The 19,190-nt window shown below is 36.1% G+C and carries 18 protein-coding genes, 1 pseudogene and 1 riboswitch; of the genes and pseudogenes, 7 read left to right on the top strand and 12 right to left on the bottom strand.

What is annotated here, in order from left to right; genetic code table 11:
* The 10 genes from HMPREF3177_RS04270 to HMPREF3177_RS04225 form a co-directional block, all read right to left on the bottom strand.
* Positions 1-204: DUF3991 domain-containing protein (locus tag HMPREF3177_RS04270; protein ID WP_148128602.1), on the bottom strand; the 204-nt coding region annotated here is incomplete at its 3' end.
* A gap of 178 nt (positions 205-382) precedes the next feature.
* Entirely contained in the window at positions 383-1,195 is an 813-nt protein-coding gene (locus HMPREF3177_RS04265) for a MetQ/NlpA family ABC transporter substrate-binding protein (RefSeq protein WP_070457220.1), read from the bottom strand.
* 23 nt (positions 1,196-1,218) lie between these two features.
* Positions 1,219-1,869, bottom strand: a complete 651-nt coding sequence (locus HMPREF3177_RS04260) for a methionine ABC transporter permease (RefSeq protein WP_068130950.1) — start codon at positions 1,867-1,869, stop codon at positions 1,219-1,221.
* The gene (locus HMPREF3177_RS04255) at positions 1,853-2,887 is read right to left on the bottom strand and encodes a methionine ABC transporter ATP-binding protein (protein WP_068130952.1); all 1,035 of its coding nucleotides are present in this window, start codon (positions 2,885-2,887) and stop codon (positions 1,853-1,855) included. The genes HMPREF3177_RS04260 and HMPREF3177_RS04255 overlap by 17 nt, the downstream gene beginning before the upstream one ends.
* Before the next feature lie 73 nt (positions 2,888-2,960).
* Positions 2,961-3,063, bottom strand: a riboswitch (SAM riboswitch).
* A gap of 73 nt (positions 3,064-3,136) precedes the next feature.
* Positions 3,137-3,652, bottom strand: a complete 516-nt coding sequence (locus tag HMPREF3177_RS04250) for a YceI family protein (RefSeq protein WP_070457219.1) — start codon at positions 3,650-3,652, stop codon at positions 3,137-3,139.
* 24 nt (positions 3,653-3,676) lie between these two features.
* On the bottom strand, positions 3,677-4,276 hold the full coding sequence (locus HMPREF3177_RS04245) for an alpha/beta hydrolase (protein ID WP_070457218.1): 600 nt from the start codon (positions 4,274-4,276) through the stop codon (positions 3,677-3,679).
* A gap of 9 nt (positions 4,277-4,285) precedes the next feature.
* Positions 4,286-5,242, bottom strand: a complete 957-nt coding sequence (locus HMPREF3177_RS04240) for a ring-cleaving dioxygenase (protein ID WP_070457217.1) — start codon at positions 5,240-5,242, stop codon at positions 4,286-4,288.
* A gap of 57 nt (positions 5,243-5,299) precedes the next feature.
* Entirely contained in the window at positions 5,300-5,731 is a 432-nt protein-coding gene (locus tag HMPREF3177_RS04235) for a MarR family winged helix-turn-helix transcriptional regulator (protein ID WP_070457216.1), read from the bottom strand.
* Between the two features lie 72 nt (positions 5,732-5,803).
* Positions 5,804-6,364: a DUF1307 domain-containing protein gene (locus HMPREF3177_RS04230; protein WP_068130964.1), complete on the bottom strand. Its 561-nt coding sequence runs from the start codon at positions 6,362-6,364 to the stop codon at positions 5,804-5,806.
* 67 nt (positions 6,365-6,431) lie between these two features.
* Positions 6,432-7,838 carry a YfcC family protein gene (locus HMPREF3177_RS04225; RefSeq protein WP_210388785.1) on the bottom strand — a complete coding sequence of 469 codons (1,407 nt, stop codon included), beginning with the start codon at positions 7,836-7,838 and terminating at the stop codon, positions 6,432-6,434.
* A 130-nt stretch (positions 7,839-7,968) separates the two neighbouring features.
* On the opposite strand from HMPREF3177_RS04225, the gene HMPREF3177_RS04220 reads away from it, so the two are divergent.
* Positions 7,969-8,529: a hypothetical protein gene (locus HMPREF3177_RS04220; protein WP_070457215.1), complete on the top strand. Its 561-nt coding sequence runs from the start codon at positions 7,969-7,971 to the stop codon at positions 8,527-8,529.
* A 15-nt stretch (positions 8,530-8,544) separates the two neighbouring features.
* Here HMPREF3177_RS04220 and HMPREF3177_RS04215 read toward each other — a convergent pair whose 3' ends face one another.
* Positions 8,545-9,009, bottom strand: coding sequence for a hypothetical protein (locus tag HMPREF3177_RS04215; RefSeq protein ID WP_070457214.1), 465 nt, complete (start codon positions 9,007-9,009; stop codon positions 8,545-8,547).
* A gap of 294 nt (positions 9,010-9,303) precedes the next feature.
* Between HMPREF3177_RS04215 and HMPREF3177_RS04210 the strand changes: the two genes are divergently transcribed.
* From HMPREF3177_RS04210 to HMPREF3177_RS04190, 5 genes and pseudogenes are all read left to right on the top strand, one after another.
* Entirely contained in the window at positions 9,304-10,779 is a 1,476-nt protein-coding gene (locus HMPREF3177_RS04210; protein ID WP_371440533.1) for an SLC13 family permease, read from the top strand.
* A 172-nt stretch (positions 10,780-10,951) separates the two neighbouring features.
* Positions 10,952-12,251, top strand: a pseudogene (locus tag HMPREF3177_RS04205) (MFS transporter).
* 17 nt (positions 12,252-12,268) lie between these two features.
* Positions 12,269-13,210, top strand: coding sequence for an ornithine cyclodeaminase family protein (locus tag HMPREF3177_RS04200; protein ID WP_070457212.1), 942 nt, complete (start codon positions 12,269-12,271; stop codon positions 13,208-13,210).
* Between the two features lie 117 nt (positions 13,211-13,327).
* Entirely contained in the window at positions 13,328-14,824 is a 1,497-nt protein-coding gene (locus HMPREF3177_RS04195) for a peptide MFS transporter (RefSeq protein WP_070457211.1), read from the top strand.
* A gap of 137 nt (positions 14,825-14,961) precedes the next feature.
* On the top strand, positions 14,962-17,313 hold the full coding sequence (locus HMPREF3177_RS04190) for a hypothetical protein (protein ID WP_070457210.1): 2,352 nt from the start codon (positions 14,962-14,964) through the stop codon (positions 17,311-17,313).
* A gap of 68 nt (positions 17,314-17,381) precedes the next feature.
* On the opposite strand, the gene HMPREF3177_RS04185 is transcribed toward HMPREF3177_RS04190, so the two are convergent.
* On the bottom strand, positions 17,382-18,431 hold the full coding sequence (locus HMPREF3177_RS04185; RefSeq protein WP_070457209.1) for a nitric oxide synthase oxygenase: 1,050 nt from the start codon (positions 18,429-18,431) through the stop codon (positions 17,382-17,384).
* Between the two features lie 119 nt (positions 18,432-18,550).
* Here HMPREF3177_RS04185 and HMPREF3177_RS04180 point away from each other — a divergent pair, with 119 nt between their 5' ends.
* The gene (locus tag HMPREF3177_RS04180; protein ID WP_070457208.1) at positions 18,551-19,123 is read left to right on the top strand and encodes a thymidine kinase; all 573 of its coding nucleotides are present in this window, start codon (positions 18,551-18,553) and stop codon (positions 19,121-19,123) included.
* Positions 19,124-19,190 lie beyond the last annotated feature (67 nt).

Here is a 19,190-nt window from a genome sequence, read left to right as displayed (position 1 = left end):
CTTGTATCTTCCACCATCTTTTTTCTTATAACTCTCCTCTGAATTATGACCAACAATTTCTCCATTATTCACCCATGTATAAACGGCATTATTTCTCTCATCTTGTCGGATAAACCCTTTACTCATCAATGTATTTACAATGTCTGGATTTAACTTCCTATCATTAATTAAATATTCTCTTACTTTCGACAGATCTTCTTTCATACTGTCATAAGAGGGCGCATAAGCTTCTAATTGAATGCATCGATTATTATAAAAATATAGAATTTAGCTCAAATTAAAAGTATGTCTCCTGAATTCTTCAAGAGACATACCTTAAAATCAGTATAATACCAAATAGTACAACTTGGGTAACACATCATTTTAAAAGTGGATTTTTCTATTACCAACCAATATCTTCAAGTGGAATGAACGTTGGAATTAACGCACCACCATAAGTATCTAAGATTAGTTGTTTCGTATCATCTTCTTGGTAAAGTTCAGCAATTCTATTCAGTGTTTCGTTATCTTTATCTTCAGCGCGGACTGCGATAATGTTAACGTAAGGCGTCGCTGTGTCGTCTTCTAAGAAAATTGAATCGTTTTGAATATCGAATCCTGCGTCACGAGCGATTCCGTTGTTGATTGCTCCAGCTGCTACGTCATCTAATGTTCTCGGGATTTGTGCTGGTGCGACTTCTTTAAACTGGATGTTTTTCTTGTTTTCAACAACCGCATCTTCAATTGAATCTAAGCCGTTATAGTTATCTACTAATTTAATAACTCCCGCTTCTTCTAAAAGCATTAACGCACGACCTTGGTTTGAAACGTCGTTTGGTACCGCAACTGTGTCTCCTTCTTTTAACTCACTTAAATCTTTGATTTTGTTAGAGTAAATTCCCATTGGTGCTAAGTTAGTCGTTGCGATCGGTACTAAGTCTAAATCTCTTTCTTTAATAAACTCATCGAAGTAAGCGACTGTTTGGAATGCGTTCGCATCGATATCACCGTCAGCAAGTGCAGTGTTTGGTTGAACGTAGTCATTAAACGATACGATTTCAATATCAATACCTTCTTTTTTCGCTTTTTCAGCGACAAAATCCCAAACTGTCGTGTCTGTACCACTAACTCCAATTTTCACTTTTTCGTTATTACCACATGCGCTAAGGACAACGATAGATATAAGTGCTAAAAATAATACATGTAATTTATTCATTATAAAATTTCCCCTTTTAATTTTTACTTTCTTCTAACTATTCTTGATAATCCATTTCCAAGTGACTGTAATCCTTGAACTAAAACGACGAGGATAACTACTGTGACTAACATCGTCATACCATCAAATCTTTGATAACCGTAAGTAATGGCTAAGTCTCCAATTCCTCCACCACCAACAGTTCCAGCCATCGCTGATGCTCCGACTAAACCGATCGTAGCGATTGTGAAGTTTAAGATGAGTGAACCTAACGCTTCCGGGATAACGAATCTAAAGATTGTTTGTAGAGGCGTTGCGCCCATCGCATCTGCCGCTTCAAGCACACCGTCATCTACTTCTAGTAGCGATGATTCTACGAGCCTTGCAACATATGGTCCTGCATAGACGACCATCGGTACAATCGCAGCCGCCGTTCCAATTGAGCTTCCGACGATGAGTCTCGTAAACGGTATAATTGCAACGAGTAAGATGATGAATGGAATTGATCTTAAAATGTTAATAACGAAACTCAAAATAGTGAATGTTATTTTTTCTTCTAAAATTCCGCCATTTCTCGTGACGTATAGTAACACCCCAAGTGGAATCCCGAGTAAAATACTAAAGACAAACGATATCGTCACCATTTGAAGTGTTTCAACGAGTGCACTTAAAATTCGATCAGTACTCACTAGCATTTCTTGTCACCTCACTATATAAGACCTCTTGTTCTGTTAAAAATGCTTTAACCTTTTCAATTTCCTCGGCTTCACCGATAAATTCGACAATTAAATTACCAAATGGTGTACGTTGAAGCTCTGTAATGTTTCCAAACAACACGCTCGCTTCAACGTCATAGCGTTTTGACAATTGACTGAGTACCGGTTGCCCTGCACTATCTGCGATGAAATTGAGTCGATAAATATGACGCTTTATATCGTCGCTTAATAGTCTAAGTACAAAGTCCGGAACTTCACTATGCATGACTGTATTTACGAATTTAACACCCGTTCTCGTACTTGGATTTGAAAAAATATCAAACACGCTACCAGACTCTATCACTTCACCGTTTTCCATAATCGCAACTTTGTCACAAATTTCTCTTACGACACTCATTTCGTGCGTGATGAGTAAAATCGTAATGTTGTATTCTTCATTTACTCTTTTGAGTAAAGATAAAATTGATGCCGTCGTTTCAGGGTCTAAAGCACTTGTCGCTTCGTCACAGAGTAAAATTTTAGGTTGTGTTGCGAGTGCTCTTGCGATTCCGATACGTTGTTTTTGACCACCCGACAATTCATCCGGGTAGTTCTGTGCTTTATCCTTTAAACCGACGAAATCAAGGAGTTCGTTCACTCTTTTTTCAATTTCTTCTTTCGGTGTGCCAGATAAAATTAGCGGCATTGCCACGTTTTTAAATACTGTTTTTGAATTCAGCAAGTTAAAATGTTGGAATATCATGCCGATATCTTTTTTAATCTCACGAATTTCTTTACTATTCGCTTTCTTTAAATGCTTACCATCCACGATGACTTCGCCACTTGTCGGCGTCGTTAAGTGGTTGATCGTACGGAGTAACGTACTTTTCCCAGCACCACTAAAGCCGACAATGCCGTATATTTCACCTTCTTTAATATCCAGTGAAACATTTTTTAATGCTTCGGTTGTTACACCTTTACGATTAAATGTCTTTGAGACATTTTCAATTTGAATCACAAAATTCACCTTCCAACGCAAATTACAAAATAAAAAACCCTATTTTTATATAGATAAAAATAGGGTCGCACTATTCTTATCTACTAGCTAAACGCTACTGGAATTGGCACAACACATATAAAATGCTCGCTGCCGAGGCTTCAAAGGGCCAGTCCCTCCACCTCTCTGGATAAGATAAATTAAATTGTTGGATATAACTTTAATTCATTGAAAAATGAATGTCAACATGTTTTCTGAAAATTTTACAAATTATTCTGCGATTTCGAATTCTGCACCGATTTCAATTTTGACGTCTTTACCAACCATAACGCCTCCTGTTTCTAACGCTTGGTTCCAAGTAAGTCCATATTTTTCACGGTTGATCGTACCTCTTAAAATAACTCCTGTCACGTAAGAATCTGTAAATGGATTTTTGTGTACGCCGTTATGTTCAAATTCAAAAGTTTCCTCATGAACTTCATCTTTAATTTTTAAATCACCTGTAATCGTATTGTCCGTCACTGATTTTGAGACGAATTCTATTTCAGGGAATTTTTCTACATCGAAAAAGTCTGCTGATCTTAAATGATTATCACGATCTGCATTTTTAGTTTCGATTGAATCTACATACGCAATTCCTTTAACTTGTAATGTGCTTAAGTCTTCAAGATCACCTGAAATTTCTCCATCAAATTCTGTGAATCTACCTTTCACTGTAGATACCATCATATGTTTTACAGAAAACTCTACTGAGCTGTGTGATTTGTCTAATTTAAATGTTTTCATTTTTATTCCATCTTCCTTATAAATTTAATGATTTAATAACCATGTTTTTGCTTTCTCAACTGCATCAGTTGTAATTTCATGCCCATTCACATGAACTGTTGTTACTTTTGCTCCACGTGAAGCAAAAATTTGTTCTACATACTCGTTATCTTCTTGTGTCACCATTGGATCGTTATCTCCGACTGATAAGAATACTTTTAAGTCGGACATATCTTTACTGTTATCTGTTAGTTCTAACGGATATAGTGGTGCGAATAGTATCGAGCGTTTAATATTAACGTCCTCACGTAGTAGTAAGTGAATTGCGATATTTGCGCCATTTGAAAATCCAACCGGAATTAGATCCTGTATATCGAACTCTTCAGATTCCGATATCTTTTGTAGAAAATCAAGCAATTCTTGCCCTCTATAATTTAAATCTTCCAAGTCATACTGACCGAAACCAAGACGTTTAAAATATCGGTTCATGCCATTTTCTTGAACATTTCCTCTAACAGATAACACGCCATATGAATCATCTAACATGTTTGCGAGTGGCAGCAATCCTCTTTCGTCTGATCCTGTTCCGTGTAGAAGTAAGAATATCGGTTTGCCTTTTTGGCCTTTATTAAATATATAGTGCATAACGTTCACCTACTTCCTTGAAGTGTCAAACGGACGAACTCTCTTCTCGATATCTTCCCGCCTATGTTCTAAGGCTGGCGGCAATGCTAATGATTCACCGAGTGTTTCGTATGGTTCATCGGTCATAAATCCTGGTCCATCTGTTGAGATTTCAAAGAGAATATGACCAATTCTTGCGTATAACGCTTTAAAATAAAATCGATCGATGATTCCTGAGTTAGGCACACGGTGTTCTTTATAGCGCTGAACCCAGTTATTCAATGCTTCATCATCTTTTACGCGAAATGCCACATGGTGAATTTCTCCATAACCTTGTTTAGAGTCTTCACTCTCTTCATCGTGGAACACGTGCAATTCAGCTCCATTACCGCCTTCACCCATCGTTAAAATAGTATACGTGTCATTCTTAGATACAACTTCCATGTCGTACACATTTTGTAACATGTCAATAAACGCATCATAATAACTGACTTTAATTACCATTGGACCTAGACCGTATATCGCGTATTCTTTTGGCACAGGTCCATTTTCCCACGGAATTCCTGCTTGAACACCTCTGTTATCTTCGTCAGATATAAGTTGATAGTATTGCTCATCATCATCTTCAAAGCGTAAAACTTTATGCCCATTAAATTCAGTGATTTCTTCGTGTGTGACATTAAATGTTTCAAAACGTTTTTTGTAATATTCAATTGCCGCGTCACTTGGTACGCGAAATGACGTTCTATAGAGAGAGTTTGTACCTTTTTTACCTTTAACTTGATTTGGGAAATCAAAAAATGTCATATCCGTACCTGCATTCCCAACATCATCTGCAAAAAATGTATGATACGTATAAATGTCATCTTGATTGACTGTCTTTTTCACGAGTCGCATGCCTAAAATTTCAGTGAAAAACTTATAATTTTCTATCGCATCTTTTGTCATTGCCGTTACGTGGTGGAGTCCTAGAAGTTTGTTTTCCATAATTTTACCTCCTACATTATTTCGAATTCGAAATATATCATAAAAACAAACTCGGCATCATTTAGATACTCGAGTTGAAACTATTTTTAATAATTCTCTAAGCTGAGTTAACGACGCATCATCTAAATCTTGAAAGCATGATTCAATCATTTGAGCATGACTTGGAAACACCGAATCAATCAACTGATATCCCTTTTCAGTCAGACTCGCATGATACGTACGCTTATCCGATAAATCTTGTGTACGAACGACATAGTTGCGTTTTTCTAAACTATCGATCACATACGTCGTTGAACTACTCGCGATGAGTATTTTTTCTTTAATTTGTTGAATGGGTTGTGGCCCTTTGTTATATAACACTTCAAGTACCGCAAACTCATTCACAGTCAGGCCGTGACATTTTATATCTGCTTTAACTCGCTTAAAAAAATTATCTGTCGTACGTTTAAGTGCCACGAATGTTTTTAAAGCATCGCTTTGCCTCGTCATAAAATGTCACCCCTTAAAATTATTTCGAATTCGAACTAATTGTATAATGTTATATAAATCTTGTCAAAAATTTTATTTTTCCTTAAGTTTAAATCCTGCTTGTTCGAGTTCCTTAATCGTTAAATCAAGGCTTATTTTTTGTATTTCACCAGTCTTGTTATCTTCTGCTGGACGTACTAATTCATTTAGCTTTTCTGGGCTTATTTTTGAATACTCGACCTCGATCGTTTCTATGAAATGATCGTCTTTAAATTCTACATCGTAATTTAAACCTTCTTCACCTTCATACGCTTCAAAAGCATCGATGTCTTCAAATCTTTGCTTTGCCTCATCTTTATTAGAAACGTTAATGGCTTCGTAATCTGCTTTTGTTGTCGTAACTTGACGGATGAGTTCCTCACCTTTATGAATTAAATCAACCGTCACTAAAATACCCTGCTCTTCTTTCTCGTATGTGACAGTCTCTTCTTTAGTTTCACTTTCCTCTTCTTTAGGTTCGCTAGTCTCTTCTTTATTTTCAACTGGTTCTTGTTGTTTTGCGCTTTTTACTTCCTCACTGTTATCATCATTACTACAAGCAGCAAGTGTGACTAAAACTGCTAAAGATAAAAATATAGAAAATAACTTTTTCATTTCAAAACCACCTTAAATTGTTTTGTGTCATAAGTGTAAAGTTATTTTTATCCTTAAGCAAACGATATTAGTATGGTCCGTATCCTGTAACGAGCGCATATAGAAGCGCAAGCGTTCCAATGACAATCCATGAAAGTAAAATTGGCCAAACAAATTTCAGCCAGTCCGTCCACTTCACTCCACCAACCGCAAGTACTGCCATAAGTACACCAGACGTTGGTGCCACGATATTTGTAATACCGTCACCGAGTATAAATGCTAATACACCTGTTTGTCTTGTAATCCCAATGACATCCGTAATCGGAACCATTAATGGCATAACGATTGCCGCTTGTCCTGTACCGGACGTTACGAGGAAGTTAAACAGTAAGTTAAAAACAAATAACATCAGTCCACCTAGATATGTCGGCATTGCTTGTAACGGTACGAGCGTTGCATTTACAATCGTATCAAGAATTTGACTGTTTTCTAATATAATAACGACCGCACGCGCGAGACCAACGACTAAAGCACCGTATGTAATACCACGCGCACCTTCAATAAATATTTTAACGAATTTGTTAGGCGAAATACGTGACACAAATCCAACTGTAAAGCCCATCATTAAAAATACACCAACTAACTCATTAATTCCCCAACTTCTCGTAAATGCTCCCCAGATGAAAAACCCGAGATATCCGACGAAAATGAGTAAGTTAATTCCGTGTAATACAGTAAATTTCGGAGGTTCAATATTTGTGATTCCTTCATCGTCATTAAATGGTCGATTACCTAATATAGATTTTGACGGGTCATTTTTTACTTTTTTCGCGTAACGATTTGTAAATATAATGACCGATAAAATCATACCGATAAATATAAATACACGTAATGTCATACCAGAAAATAGTGGAAGTTCTGCTATCGTTTGTGCGAACACTAATACAACTGGGTCAAAAATACCTGCAACCATCCCGGCATAATAGCCGAGGTAAATCATCGATACTCCAATGATCGCGTCGAGTTTCAAGTTTCTAGCTAACGCAATACCAATCGGTACAAATGCGATTACCGCGTTCGCTACGAGTCCCATAGATGCTAAAATACCAAACGTTAAGGCAACGAGAGTAATTAAAACCATATAACGGCCCTTTGTCTTTTGAATTAGGACGTTTATTCCGGCATCAATCGCACCAGTATATTCAATAATCTTAACGATTCCACCGACTATCAAAATTAAAAATATAATATTCGCTGTGTCGATCATCCCTTTTTGTATCGAAACAAATAAATCCAATACATTCGCAGGGTTAGATTCTACATACGTATAACTTCCTGGAATGACACGCGTTACTCCGTCAACCTCTTCACGTACAAATGTCCCAGCTGGTATTAAGTAAGATAAAACAGCCGCGAGTAGTACGATACTAAATATAATGACGAATGCATCTGGCATTTCCAGACGTTTATACCACTTTTCTTTTTTCTCCTTCACAATACAACCTCCTTAAAGTAAAGATACTTTAAATATAAGTAAGCGATTACAAAAAGTAAAGTGATTTTTTATGTTTCTTTTTTAGTAAATGTGTGTAAAGTATTAACGACTACAGAGAAGAAGGTGACTTATGCTTTACAATCAGCTATCGATGCCTACTACGCTTAGTGGTTGGATATTTATCGTATTACTTTTGGTATTTATTGTTTTTATTTCCATTTGGTTTGACAATCGTTTTAAAAAATCTCATCGTGATACAAAAGCGTATCTACTCATAGAAGAGAGTTTAACAACTCTAGACGATAACGAAGAGATTTATAAAAATATCGATAACGTCCACAATACGTCATCTATCGTCAAAATTACATACAAAGATAATCAACCAATATCGATCGAGAAAACTAAAATCTTTACGACTAAAGAAGGACATATTAAAACTTCAGAACTTAGTAACAGAAAAAAACGCCTTCGAAAAGAGCTGCTCGATGGCGTAAAGAGTTTTGATACAGTTGAAGGTTTTAATTCAAATTATTATAGAGACGGGGAATATTTAGTCGGTAAATCGTATATGAAGCAAGCACTTAATAGCGATACAGAAAGCGAAACATTAATCGGTTTAACTTTCCCATTTAACAAAAGAGATATACGAAAAAAATTAACGAGAAGCGGGTATGAGAAACATGTAAAATGACTCATTACCCGTTTTTTATTCGTTTATGACTTCAACGTCTCCTAAATTATCCATACTAAATCGACTCGCACGTGTATTAAACCAGTCTTCTAAAAACTCACGTTTAAATACTTCCTTTAGCTCCGCTTCTTTACTTTCATCACCAGAAAATGATTCGTACAGCACTTTATCTGAAGCATTATAACGCACGGTATACACACTAGCCCCATCAAACAATTCGACGACAAATCCACCGTCTACATCTGAAAAATTATATTTCACGCGCATTTCATCGATTTCTTTAACATTTTCATACTTTGTTTCAATCGCGTCTTTTTCTTTATCGAACACAGTCGATGAAGATGCGTACTTCGTTTTCGAAATCGAATATATTTCTGCGTACACATTTGCATACTTTTGGTGGTTTGCGATCTTAAAACCTGCAACCACGATAAATGCTACAAATAATATCGCAAGCCCTATAAATACAGGTCGTTTCATGTTATTATCTCCGTTTCACATATGATTACTTTAATTGTGCAATTTAAACGATTATTTGTCCACTCGATTTCTTTTAGAAAGTGCTATAAATCTAGCTTTTTTAGATTAATATCGATGAAAAACGTCTATATATGTAATGACGATTAAAAATATAACAATATCGTCATAGTTTGCGCTTATTTTCACATAGATAGCCTTTATAATAAGAGTGAGACTATTATTTGATTTAATAGTATAGAAAGGGATGGTTTGATGAGTCGTGAAAACGATCAAACACAAAATAAAAAACGTTCTATGAACATCGTCTGGACGGTTGTAGCATTCGTCGTATTATTTGCTATATTACTTATTCCAACACCAGACGGTTTACCAGTCGTTGGACATATGGCGCTTGCGATTTTAGCATTTGCAGTCATTATGTGGGTGACTGAAGCAGTATCTTATCCGACATCTTCAGTGATGATCCTCGCACTAATTATATTACTCATCGGGTTTAGCCCAGCAGGTGAATTAGGAGATTATTTAACAAAAGGAGCAGCGTCAGGTAGTGACTTAGTAGGTACGAAAAACTCTCTATCACTGGCGTTTAGTGGGTATTCTTCATCTGCACTTGTCCTTGTAGCAGCAGCACTATTTTTAGCTGCAGCAATGCAAGCGACAAATTTACACAAACGTTTAGCCCTCGTCGTCTTATCGCTCGTTGGTAATAAGACGTCACGTATCGTCATCGGTAGTATTATCGTTGCGATTATTTTAGCGTTCTTCGTTCCATCTGCAACAGCGCGTGCTGGAGCAGTCATTCCGATTTTAATCGGTATGATTACAGCGTTTAATATTTCAAAAGATAGTAAACTCGCAGGTTTACTCGTCATCACTGCAGTACAAGCCGTATCTATTTGGAACATCGGTATTAAAACTGCAGCAGCGCAAAACTTAGTTGCAGTAAACTTTATTAGCGACACGATGGGCGTCGACATTTCATGGGGTGAATGGTTCTTATACGCAGCTCCGTGGTCGATCTTAATGTCTATAGTCCTTTACTTTGTCATGATGAAAGTCATGAAACCTGAGTACGATGAAGTACCTGGTGGTTCTGAAATGATTAAACAACAGCTCGATGACATGGGTAAAATCTCTGGACGTGAGTGGCGTTTAATCATCATCTCAGTATTACTACTTCTCGGATGGGCAACTGAAAAAGTACTCCACCCAATCGATTCTTCATCGTTAACTTTAGTAGCGATTGCGATTATGTTAATGCCTAAAATCGGCGTCATTAAATGGGAAGACGCTGTCAAATATATCCCATGGGGCACAGTAATCGTGTTCGGTGCTGGTATCTCACTCGGTAGTTTACTACTAAACACAGGTGGCGCGCAGTGGTTAAGTGATAAAACATTCGGATCACTTGGATTAGACTCAATGCCGATCCTTGCAACGATCATTATCGTATCAATCTTTAACGTACTCATCCACTTAGGATTTGCGAGTGCGACAAGTTTAGCAGCGGCGTTAATTCCGGTATTTATATCACTTACAGCGACATTAGACTTAGGTGACCAAGCAATAGGTTTCGTATTAATTCAACAATTTGTAATCAGTTTTGGATTCCTATTACCAATCAGTTCACCACAAGGAATGCTCGCATACGGTTCAGAAACATTTACAGTAAAACAATACTTTAAAACAGGTGTCCCACTAACAATTATCGGATTACTACTAATCTTCCTATTCAGTGCAACATACTGGAAATGGATTGGATTAATCTAAAATACTAAAAGCGTGTTGAACAAAACGTTCAGCACGCTTTATTAATTTAAAATTCATTTATTTTATAAACTTTTTAATCATTTAAAAATATCACTAGTATTTTTATATTATATCATATATCATACTATGATGTAAGCGTTTTATATTATAAAGGAGGATCTTAATGTCTAAAATGGATAAGAAATTACAAAGAAAAGTGTTAACCGCAAGTTTAGTCGGTTCATCGATAGAATGGTTCGACTTTTTCTTATATGCTTCCGTTGCAAGTGTTGTCTTTAACACACAATATTTCGTTACGGATAACCCTACACTTTCAACGATGATAGCTTATTTTGGTCTTGCATTATCATTTTTTATACGTCCTTTTGGAGGCGTTATCTTTTCACATATTGGTGATAGAATCGGTCGTAAACGTACACTAGTTATTACATTAACATTAATGGGTGTTGCGACTGTAGGTATTGGTTTAACACCAACGTATGCTCAAATCGGGATACTTGCACCGATTTTACTTCTGTTTTTTAGACTCAATTCAAGGTCTAGGAATCAGTGGAGAATGGGGTGGCGCTTTACTTCTTGCAACAGAATATGCACCAGAATCTAAACGTGGATTTTTCGGAGCAGTACCACAAATGGGTGTTACAATCGGGATGGTACTCGGTTCTGCATCGTTTTACTTAATGACATCTATTATGAGTGAAGAGTTATTTTTAAGTATCGGATGGAGAATACCATTTATTTTAAGTGCGCTTTTAGTCGTATTTGGATTGTGGATTCGTAAAGATTTAGACGAAACACCAGACTTTAGAGCGTCTATGGAATCAGGTAAAATTCCAAAAGTCCCTATTATTGATACATGGAAACACCATAAACGAGAAGTGCTAATTACGAGTGGTGCGAAATTTGTTGAAACTGCACCGTTCTATATTTTTGGTACATTTATTGTTGGGTATGCAACGAAGTCTCTAGGGTATGAGTTTAGTACAGTAATGCTCGTCGTTATGATTAGTGCTACAATCACATCTATACTCATTCCTTATATGGGATCTCTTAGTGATCGTATTGGAAGACAAAAGCTATTTTTAATTGGTTCAGTAGCTATGTTCTTATTTATGATTCCGTATTTCTTAATGCTACAAACAAATAACATTATTATGCTGTTCATAGCAACAATTATCGGGTTAAGTATTATTTGGTCACCAATTACAGCCGTTCTAGGTACAATGTTCTCTGAAGTATTTAGTGCAGAAGTTCGTTACACAGGTGTTACGCTCGGTTATCAAATCGGTGCGGCACTTGCAGGTGGTACAGCTCCGATGGTCGCTGAATACTTAATGGGTAAATTCGACCAATCTTGGCTACCAGTTGCACTGTATATTATGGTTATCTCTTTAATTTCAATTTTCAGTGTGTTACAAATTAAACATAAGCCACAAGTTGAAGAAAGCAAGATTACTACAGAAGAAGTTTAATTTACGGAGGGTTTTAAGTGAAGACTTTTAACGATCAAGAAATCGAACAGGTCTATAAAATGGACGAAGCAATTAAAGATACTTACAACACATTAAACACTTTAAATGAAGGTCTTATTAAAATGGAACAACGTACTGTTATTCCTGTAGATGGCGATAAAGTCATGCTTTACATGCCATGTGTTGATAACAAAGAAAAATTTTCAGCAGTGAAAATTATCTCAATTTACCCAGACAATGCTAAAGACGGCTACCCTGCAACTCAAGCAGTTACTGTACTGACAGAACTCGAGCACGGTGAAAACGTCGCAACGCTTGATGCGAGCTATTTAACGAGATTACGTACCGGTGCGATGACAGGTATCGCTACAGACTTACTCGCTAAAAAAGATGCAAAAGAATTAGGTATCATCGGAACAGGCGGTATGGCGTTTGAGCAAGCACTCGGTGTACTTGAAGTGCGCGATATTAAAACGATACGCCTATTTAACCGTACGTTAAGTAAATGTGATGATTTTAAAACACGTCTTGAAGCACATGGTGTAAAAGCAGATATCGAAATATGTGAGAACGTAAACGACGTAACACGCGCTTCAGATATCATCAATACCGCAACAAACTCTACTGAAGCAGTATTTGAAGACGAACATGTAAAAGACGGCGCACACATTAATGGTCTCGGATCATATATGCCAGAGATGCGTGAAATTCATACCGACTCAATTAAACGTGCACGCCACGTCATATTCGACGACGTCGACGGTGTAATCGAAGAAGCAGGTGAATTCATTCACGCTGTTAAAACTGGTGACTTTAAGTGGGAAAAAGCAATCGGTTTAAACGATGCATTAGATCAAGAATTTGAAAGAGATGAAAAAGACATTACAATTTTCAAATCAGTCGGTGCATCATACTACGATATGTCAGCAGCAATTGGCGCATATAAAAAATTAGTTTAATTTTTACTTTTAAAGAGAAGCTTTATTTAAGCTTCTCGTTTTTATTTCTACGAAATATTTAAAATTGTGTTACACTAGCTTATGTTCATTTTATAATTTAATCAAAGGGGATTTTATATGACTGACAATAATTCAAGCAAGCAGTCAATTCCAGATAAAGGATTCTTTGGTCAACCGAGAGGGTTATCTACATTATTCTTTACTGAATTTTGGGAACGTTTTAGTTACTATGGTATGAAAGCGATTCTAGCCTACTACTTATACTACTCAGTAACAAAAGGCGGATTCGGACTTGAACAGTCTACTGCGTTACAAATCGTATCGATTTACGGTGCGTTAATTTACATGAGTGGTATTATCGGAGGATGGCTCGCAGATAGAGTATTTGGTATTCGCCATTCGATTTTTTATGGTGGAATACTCATCATGCTTGGTCACATCTTACTCGCACTGCCAAATAACTTTACTGTTTTAATGATTGCATTACTTCTACTCATTATTGGTACCGGATTATTAAAACCAAATATATCTACAAATGTTGGTATGTTATATGAAAAAGACGACCCGAGGGTCGACAGTGGATTTACATTATTTTATATGTCCATTAACTTAGGAAGTTTAATTTCACCGTTACTCGTTGGAACATTACAAGTTAAATACGGCTTCCATGCAGGATTTGCTCTTGCAGCTGTCGGAATGTTCTTTGGGTTATTAACTTATGTAATCACAAACAAGAAAAACCTTGGCGATCTCGGCTTAAAACCGTCTGACCCTTTAAAAGCTGAAGAAAAGAAAAAATTCGGTATTATCGCAGCAGTCACAATCATTGCGATAGTGCTATTTATAACAATTACTTTAATGACGAATACATTAACAATTGGTGCATTCGCTAACTTCATTACATTTTTAGGTGTCATTTTACCGACTGTTTTAATTACGAAAATGATCCTATCGAAAAAAGTATCCAAGAAGGAGCGCTCGCATTTATTTGCTTACATTCCGCTCTTTTTAGCATCTGTTGTATTCTGGATGATTCAAGAACAAGGAGCAACAGTACTTGCAGCATTTGCAGATACTAAAACAGAATTAAGCGTAGCAAATATTACAAATGGTTTAATTGATTTCAATATACCAGCTGCTTGGTTCCAGTCATTAAACCCGTTATTCATCGTATTTTTTGCACCGATTATTTCTAGACTATGGGTGAAACTTGGAGATCGTAACCCGTCAACTGTCACAAAGTTTACAGTCGGCGTATTACTTGCCGGAGCAGCGTACTTAATTATGATTGTTCCTTTAAGTACAGAAGGGTTAATACATCCATTATGGCTCGTGTTAAGCTTCTTCCTTGTTACAATTGGTGAGTTATTCGTATCACCAATCGGACTTTCAACTACTACACGACTTGCACCTGTAGCGTTCCAATCACAAATGATGTCTGTTTGGTTCTTATCCAATGCAATGGCACAAGGCCTGAACGCACAAATGGTTAAATTATATGACCTCATTGATACGAAAGCGTACTTCATGTACTTAGGTTCATTTGCAATTATCGTTGCTGTTATATTAATTATTTTAGGACCTAAAATTCGTAAAGTAATGGGTAACTTATAAACATAAAACTGTAATTTAGTGATTCACTCACTAGATTACAGTTTTTTATTTTACTTTTATACAAAATAACGCTTTCATTATTAAAATGAAGTGATATAATAATCATAATTATTTAAATAATGAAGGAGGGAGTTCTTGTGTCGATTTCATTATTTGTGTTATCCGTACATAACAAAAAGCTACTCAACGCAGTAAAACCACTCGTTAAAGATGAGTATAGATTGATCGACTTCGTATATAGTAACAAACGTGTGTTATCAAACTATAGCGAATTAGATATTCAAATCCGAAGAATTTGTAGCGTGTTATATGAAGAGAATGCCACGCTTTCTGTCGATGATTTAATGCACATCGATTTACTGAAAGGCTTCGGAATGACACCATCTGTCCATCGCTCATTAAAAAATGCTGGTTTTGAAACTATTCATCAATTAAAACAGCTCTCTAAAGAACAATATGACTACCACTTAAAACGTGGTGCCGGGTCCATATATAAGAAAGCTCAAGCCGCTATAAAAGAATTTGAAAGCGTTTTTTCTGAAAAATATATTGATGTGATTTCATACGTATTACTCGTCGAACACGATATTGATCAGCCTATTGATGTCGCAAGATTAATTCAATCATCGAATAATTTTTATTCAAACGGTAAAGAAAAAGTATATGAAACTCTAGCAGCTTTAATTGATGATGAAATTCTTGTAAAAGTGAAAGATAAATACTACGTCAAACGTTGGTCTTTAAAAGACGTTCTCGCATTTGATTTTCCAAACAAAGACACATATTTAATGCGCCTAGACGGTGTCAGTGTGCGCGAAATCGGAAAAAGTACGGGCGTGTCAAGAACGACTGTACTGACTTATGTGTCTCGTATTAATACGAATTTCATTCCACATTACTTAAAAGAGAATGATTACAGTAAATACATCACAACGTACAATATGCCTCGTGATACGTTTCAGTACGTGTTTCAATTAGATGATGACGTCATATCATACTTATATAATAAATTTGAAACGAATGATTCCTCAACTGACGTCGCAGCAATCGTTAAAGACCACATATTAACTGAAGATGAATTGTCTCGCCTACTCTATTTTGAAAAGATGTTTATAAACAGTAAAGGCAACGTCGTGACACAATCGAGCACGAACCTCTTTGAAGATTTAGTATATCGATATAAAGACCGCTCATTTGCACTCGAATCATTTTACGAATTATATATGAACGAGTTAACAACAAACCGAGTGCTAAATATTAAACCAACAGATATCCGTCGATTCGAATCGATTATCGACAACTCAGATTCTGTCGTAAAGAGCATCAAACATCAATTTAGATACTATGACACAAACATCACTCAAGACACGATCAACATCATTAACAATATATTATCGACGTTAAAAGGGAGCTACGGCTTACAATTCGTTTACGATAATCATAGAAAATCACTATCGAAGATTGGTCTTATAAATGGATATGAACTCGGTAGTCTCATGAATAAAGTCGGTCTATCAAAATTTAATGATGTCATTTCCATCATTAGAATTAGTACGATTCAAGTCGGGTGCAGCCACCAAAACTTTATAGAAGATAAAGTATGTCAGTACACCGGTCGGTCGTTAAACGAGCTCCTCGATCATTTACAAAATGATTACGGGTTACATAGAGATACGATGTTTACGTATATTTCTAATCAACACGTCGACTATATATTTGACGGAATCATTCGTTGCCATAATACGATTCCTAAATGTGAGTCGTTTTATAAAGAAGCAAAAAAACGTCTCACTGAACCGATTTATTTAGTCTCTGACGTCATGGCTGACTTGTCTGAAATCGCAAATAAAGAACTCATCCCGAGTAAACAACTATTCCATAATCTTGGCTATACGACAAAAGGTAGCGCTATTATTTATAAAGACACGTTTAACAATGCACATGAAGCCATTAAAGCGTGGATTGTCTCTAAAGAAGTATTTGAAACTGATACGCGTGAAATTTTTAAAGCACAACAGTGGTACTCTGAGACATACAAACTCGAAAGAGATTTAATCATCTTTAGACTTAGCCCAAATGAACTCATCCACTATACTTACTTAATAAATCTTGGAATTTCAAAACCGATGGTGGACAGTTTCATCTATGAAGTGAAACAATTTACGAAGAAATTTAAATACTTTACACTACCATTCTTAAAAAAACATGGATTTAAACACGAATTGTTCGATTACTTAAATGATTATACGTTAGAGAGAATTTTAGCAACGAGACAAAACATATACCCTCAAAGCTTCAGTTCGCCAATCATTTACACTAACGATCTTAACGTACAGTCAAAAAGTGACGTACTAAAAGACATTTACAAAAAGAATCCAATGTCATTAAATAAAATGGTTAAATACTTAGAGAAAACATATAGCTTAACCATCTCGAAAGTCGAATTAAAATATAGACTCTCATCGACAGGAGTGTTAGTAAAGAAATAAAGATAACAAAAAAGACTGTAGACCTCTTAAGAGTTATCTACAGTCTCATTATTTCCTAAGAAATATTTTTAATGCATGGGGCATTTGTTTTCTCGATATAAGAAATTTGGTGACCTCATTGTGTTATCAAATCCGTAATGATAGTTATGAGTCAGAGACGGTGATAACGGTGGTGCGAGCCAGCTCCACTTTCCTGTTACTGTACGTCCCGCTTCTTGTTCTAATCGTTCAAATGTTTTAAATTGTTTAGATGCTGTAATATGATCGACCATCGTTACTTTACTATCTCTAAACGAATGGTACACTGCGTAGCTAATTTCTACGAGCGCTCGGTCTCTCCAATATGTCGTCGTCTTCGACATGTCTAATTCTAGTGCTTTAGCGATACTTTCTAATTTGTTATATCGATAATCATCGGTAAAATTTCTAACCGCGATTTCTGTTTCCATATACCAGCCATTAAACGGTGTTGTATGGTAATAAATTCCACCTATTTCTAAATCCATACAACTAATAATCGGTACCGCGTACCATTTAAGACCTAAATCTTTTAACTTTGGATAATGATGATGTTCGATGTCTACTTCTTTAATAAGGCCTTCACGGTATTCATGATAATGAATCTCTCCATCACCTACTTTATATAAAAGAGGCAACACATTAAAGTCACCTGGTTCACTCTTCCAACCGACCTTTTCTGCTTGTTTAGTCGCTGCTCTCGACCTCGGATCTCCGACATTATCATATCCTGCGTAACGTATAAGTTGTTCGTTATATAGCTTAATATCATTACTATACACTGAAATCATCGGCACAATTTTACCACCATTTGTCGCATCATTAATATGCGTCTCAATAGATCGAACGAAATCTTCCTCATTATCGATATGTCTTTCATCTCTAACGACGAGACTTTCCCAGTATAATCTACCAATACAACGGTTCGAATTACGCCAAGCAACACGTGCTCCGTATTCTAACTCTTTAGACGTATGTGTGTAATGGTTCGTCTCATCAATCTCTTTTTTAATCTCGCTTAACCTATTCGCTGGATCACCTAATTTTAACTCGTCGTACATCATTTTAATAAACTCTGTTGCTTGTTTAAATAGCCCCATACAATCGTCCCTAACATTATCTATTCAATTATTATGTTACACGAGAATAGACTTTTATAATACATAAAACTGAAATTCATGATAAAATTGTTGCTGATTATATAAAGGTTGGGATTATTATGGCGAAACTTTATTTCCGTTACGGGACAATGCAAAGTAATAAAAGTAATCAAATTATCACGACTCATCATCAATATACGACTCAAGGTAAGAGATGCTTGGCGTATACGACACCGATTGATTCAAGAAGTGGGTATAAAAAAATAAAATCTAGAGTCGGCTTAGAACTGGAAGCAGAGTATATAACGGATGATATCTTTGAAAAAGTTAAAAAAGAGAATGAGAAAGAAAAAGTGTTTGCTGTTTTGATCGATGAAGCTCAATTTTTATCGAAAAAAGATATTCATAATTTAAGCGATATTCCAGACTTACTCGATATTCCTGTTATTGCTTTTGGTTTAAAAACAGATTTTAGAAATGAATTGTTCAAAGGCAGTCGTACACTACTTGAACTCGCTGATGCTATCGACGAATTAAAAACAGTTTGTCAGTTCTGCAATAAAAAAGCGACATTAAATATGAGATTACATAATAATATTCCGACAAATGTCGGTGAATCGATTCAAATCGGTGACGAAGAATACGTCCCTGTATGTCGTAAGTGTTATAAAGAGCGATTGGATTTAGTATAGAAACGGTAAAAGAGAGATTTTGAACTAAACACCTAAAGTTGAATACTAGAATCCAACTTTAGGTGTG

Origin of the sequence: Nosocomiicoccus sp. HMSC09A07, from assembly GCF_001808485.1 — a bacterium.
GTDB lineage: Bacteria > Bacillota > Bacilli > Staphylococcales > Salinicoccaceae > Nosocomiicoccus > Nosocomiicoccus ampullae_A.
This window is presented reverse-complemented; position numbering and strand designations above follow the sequence as displayed.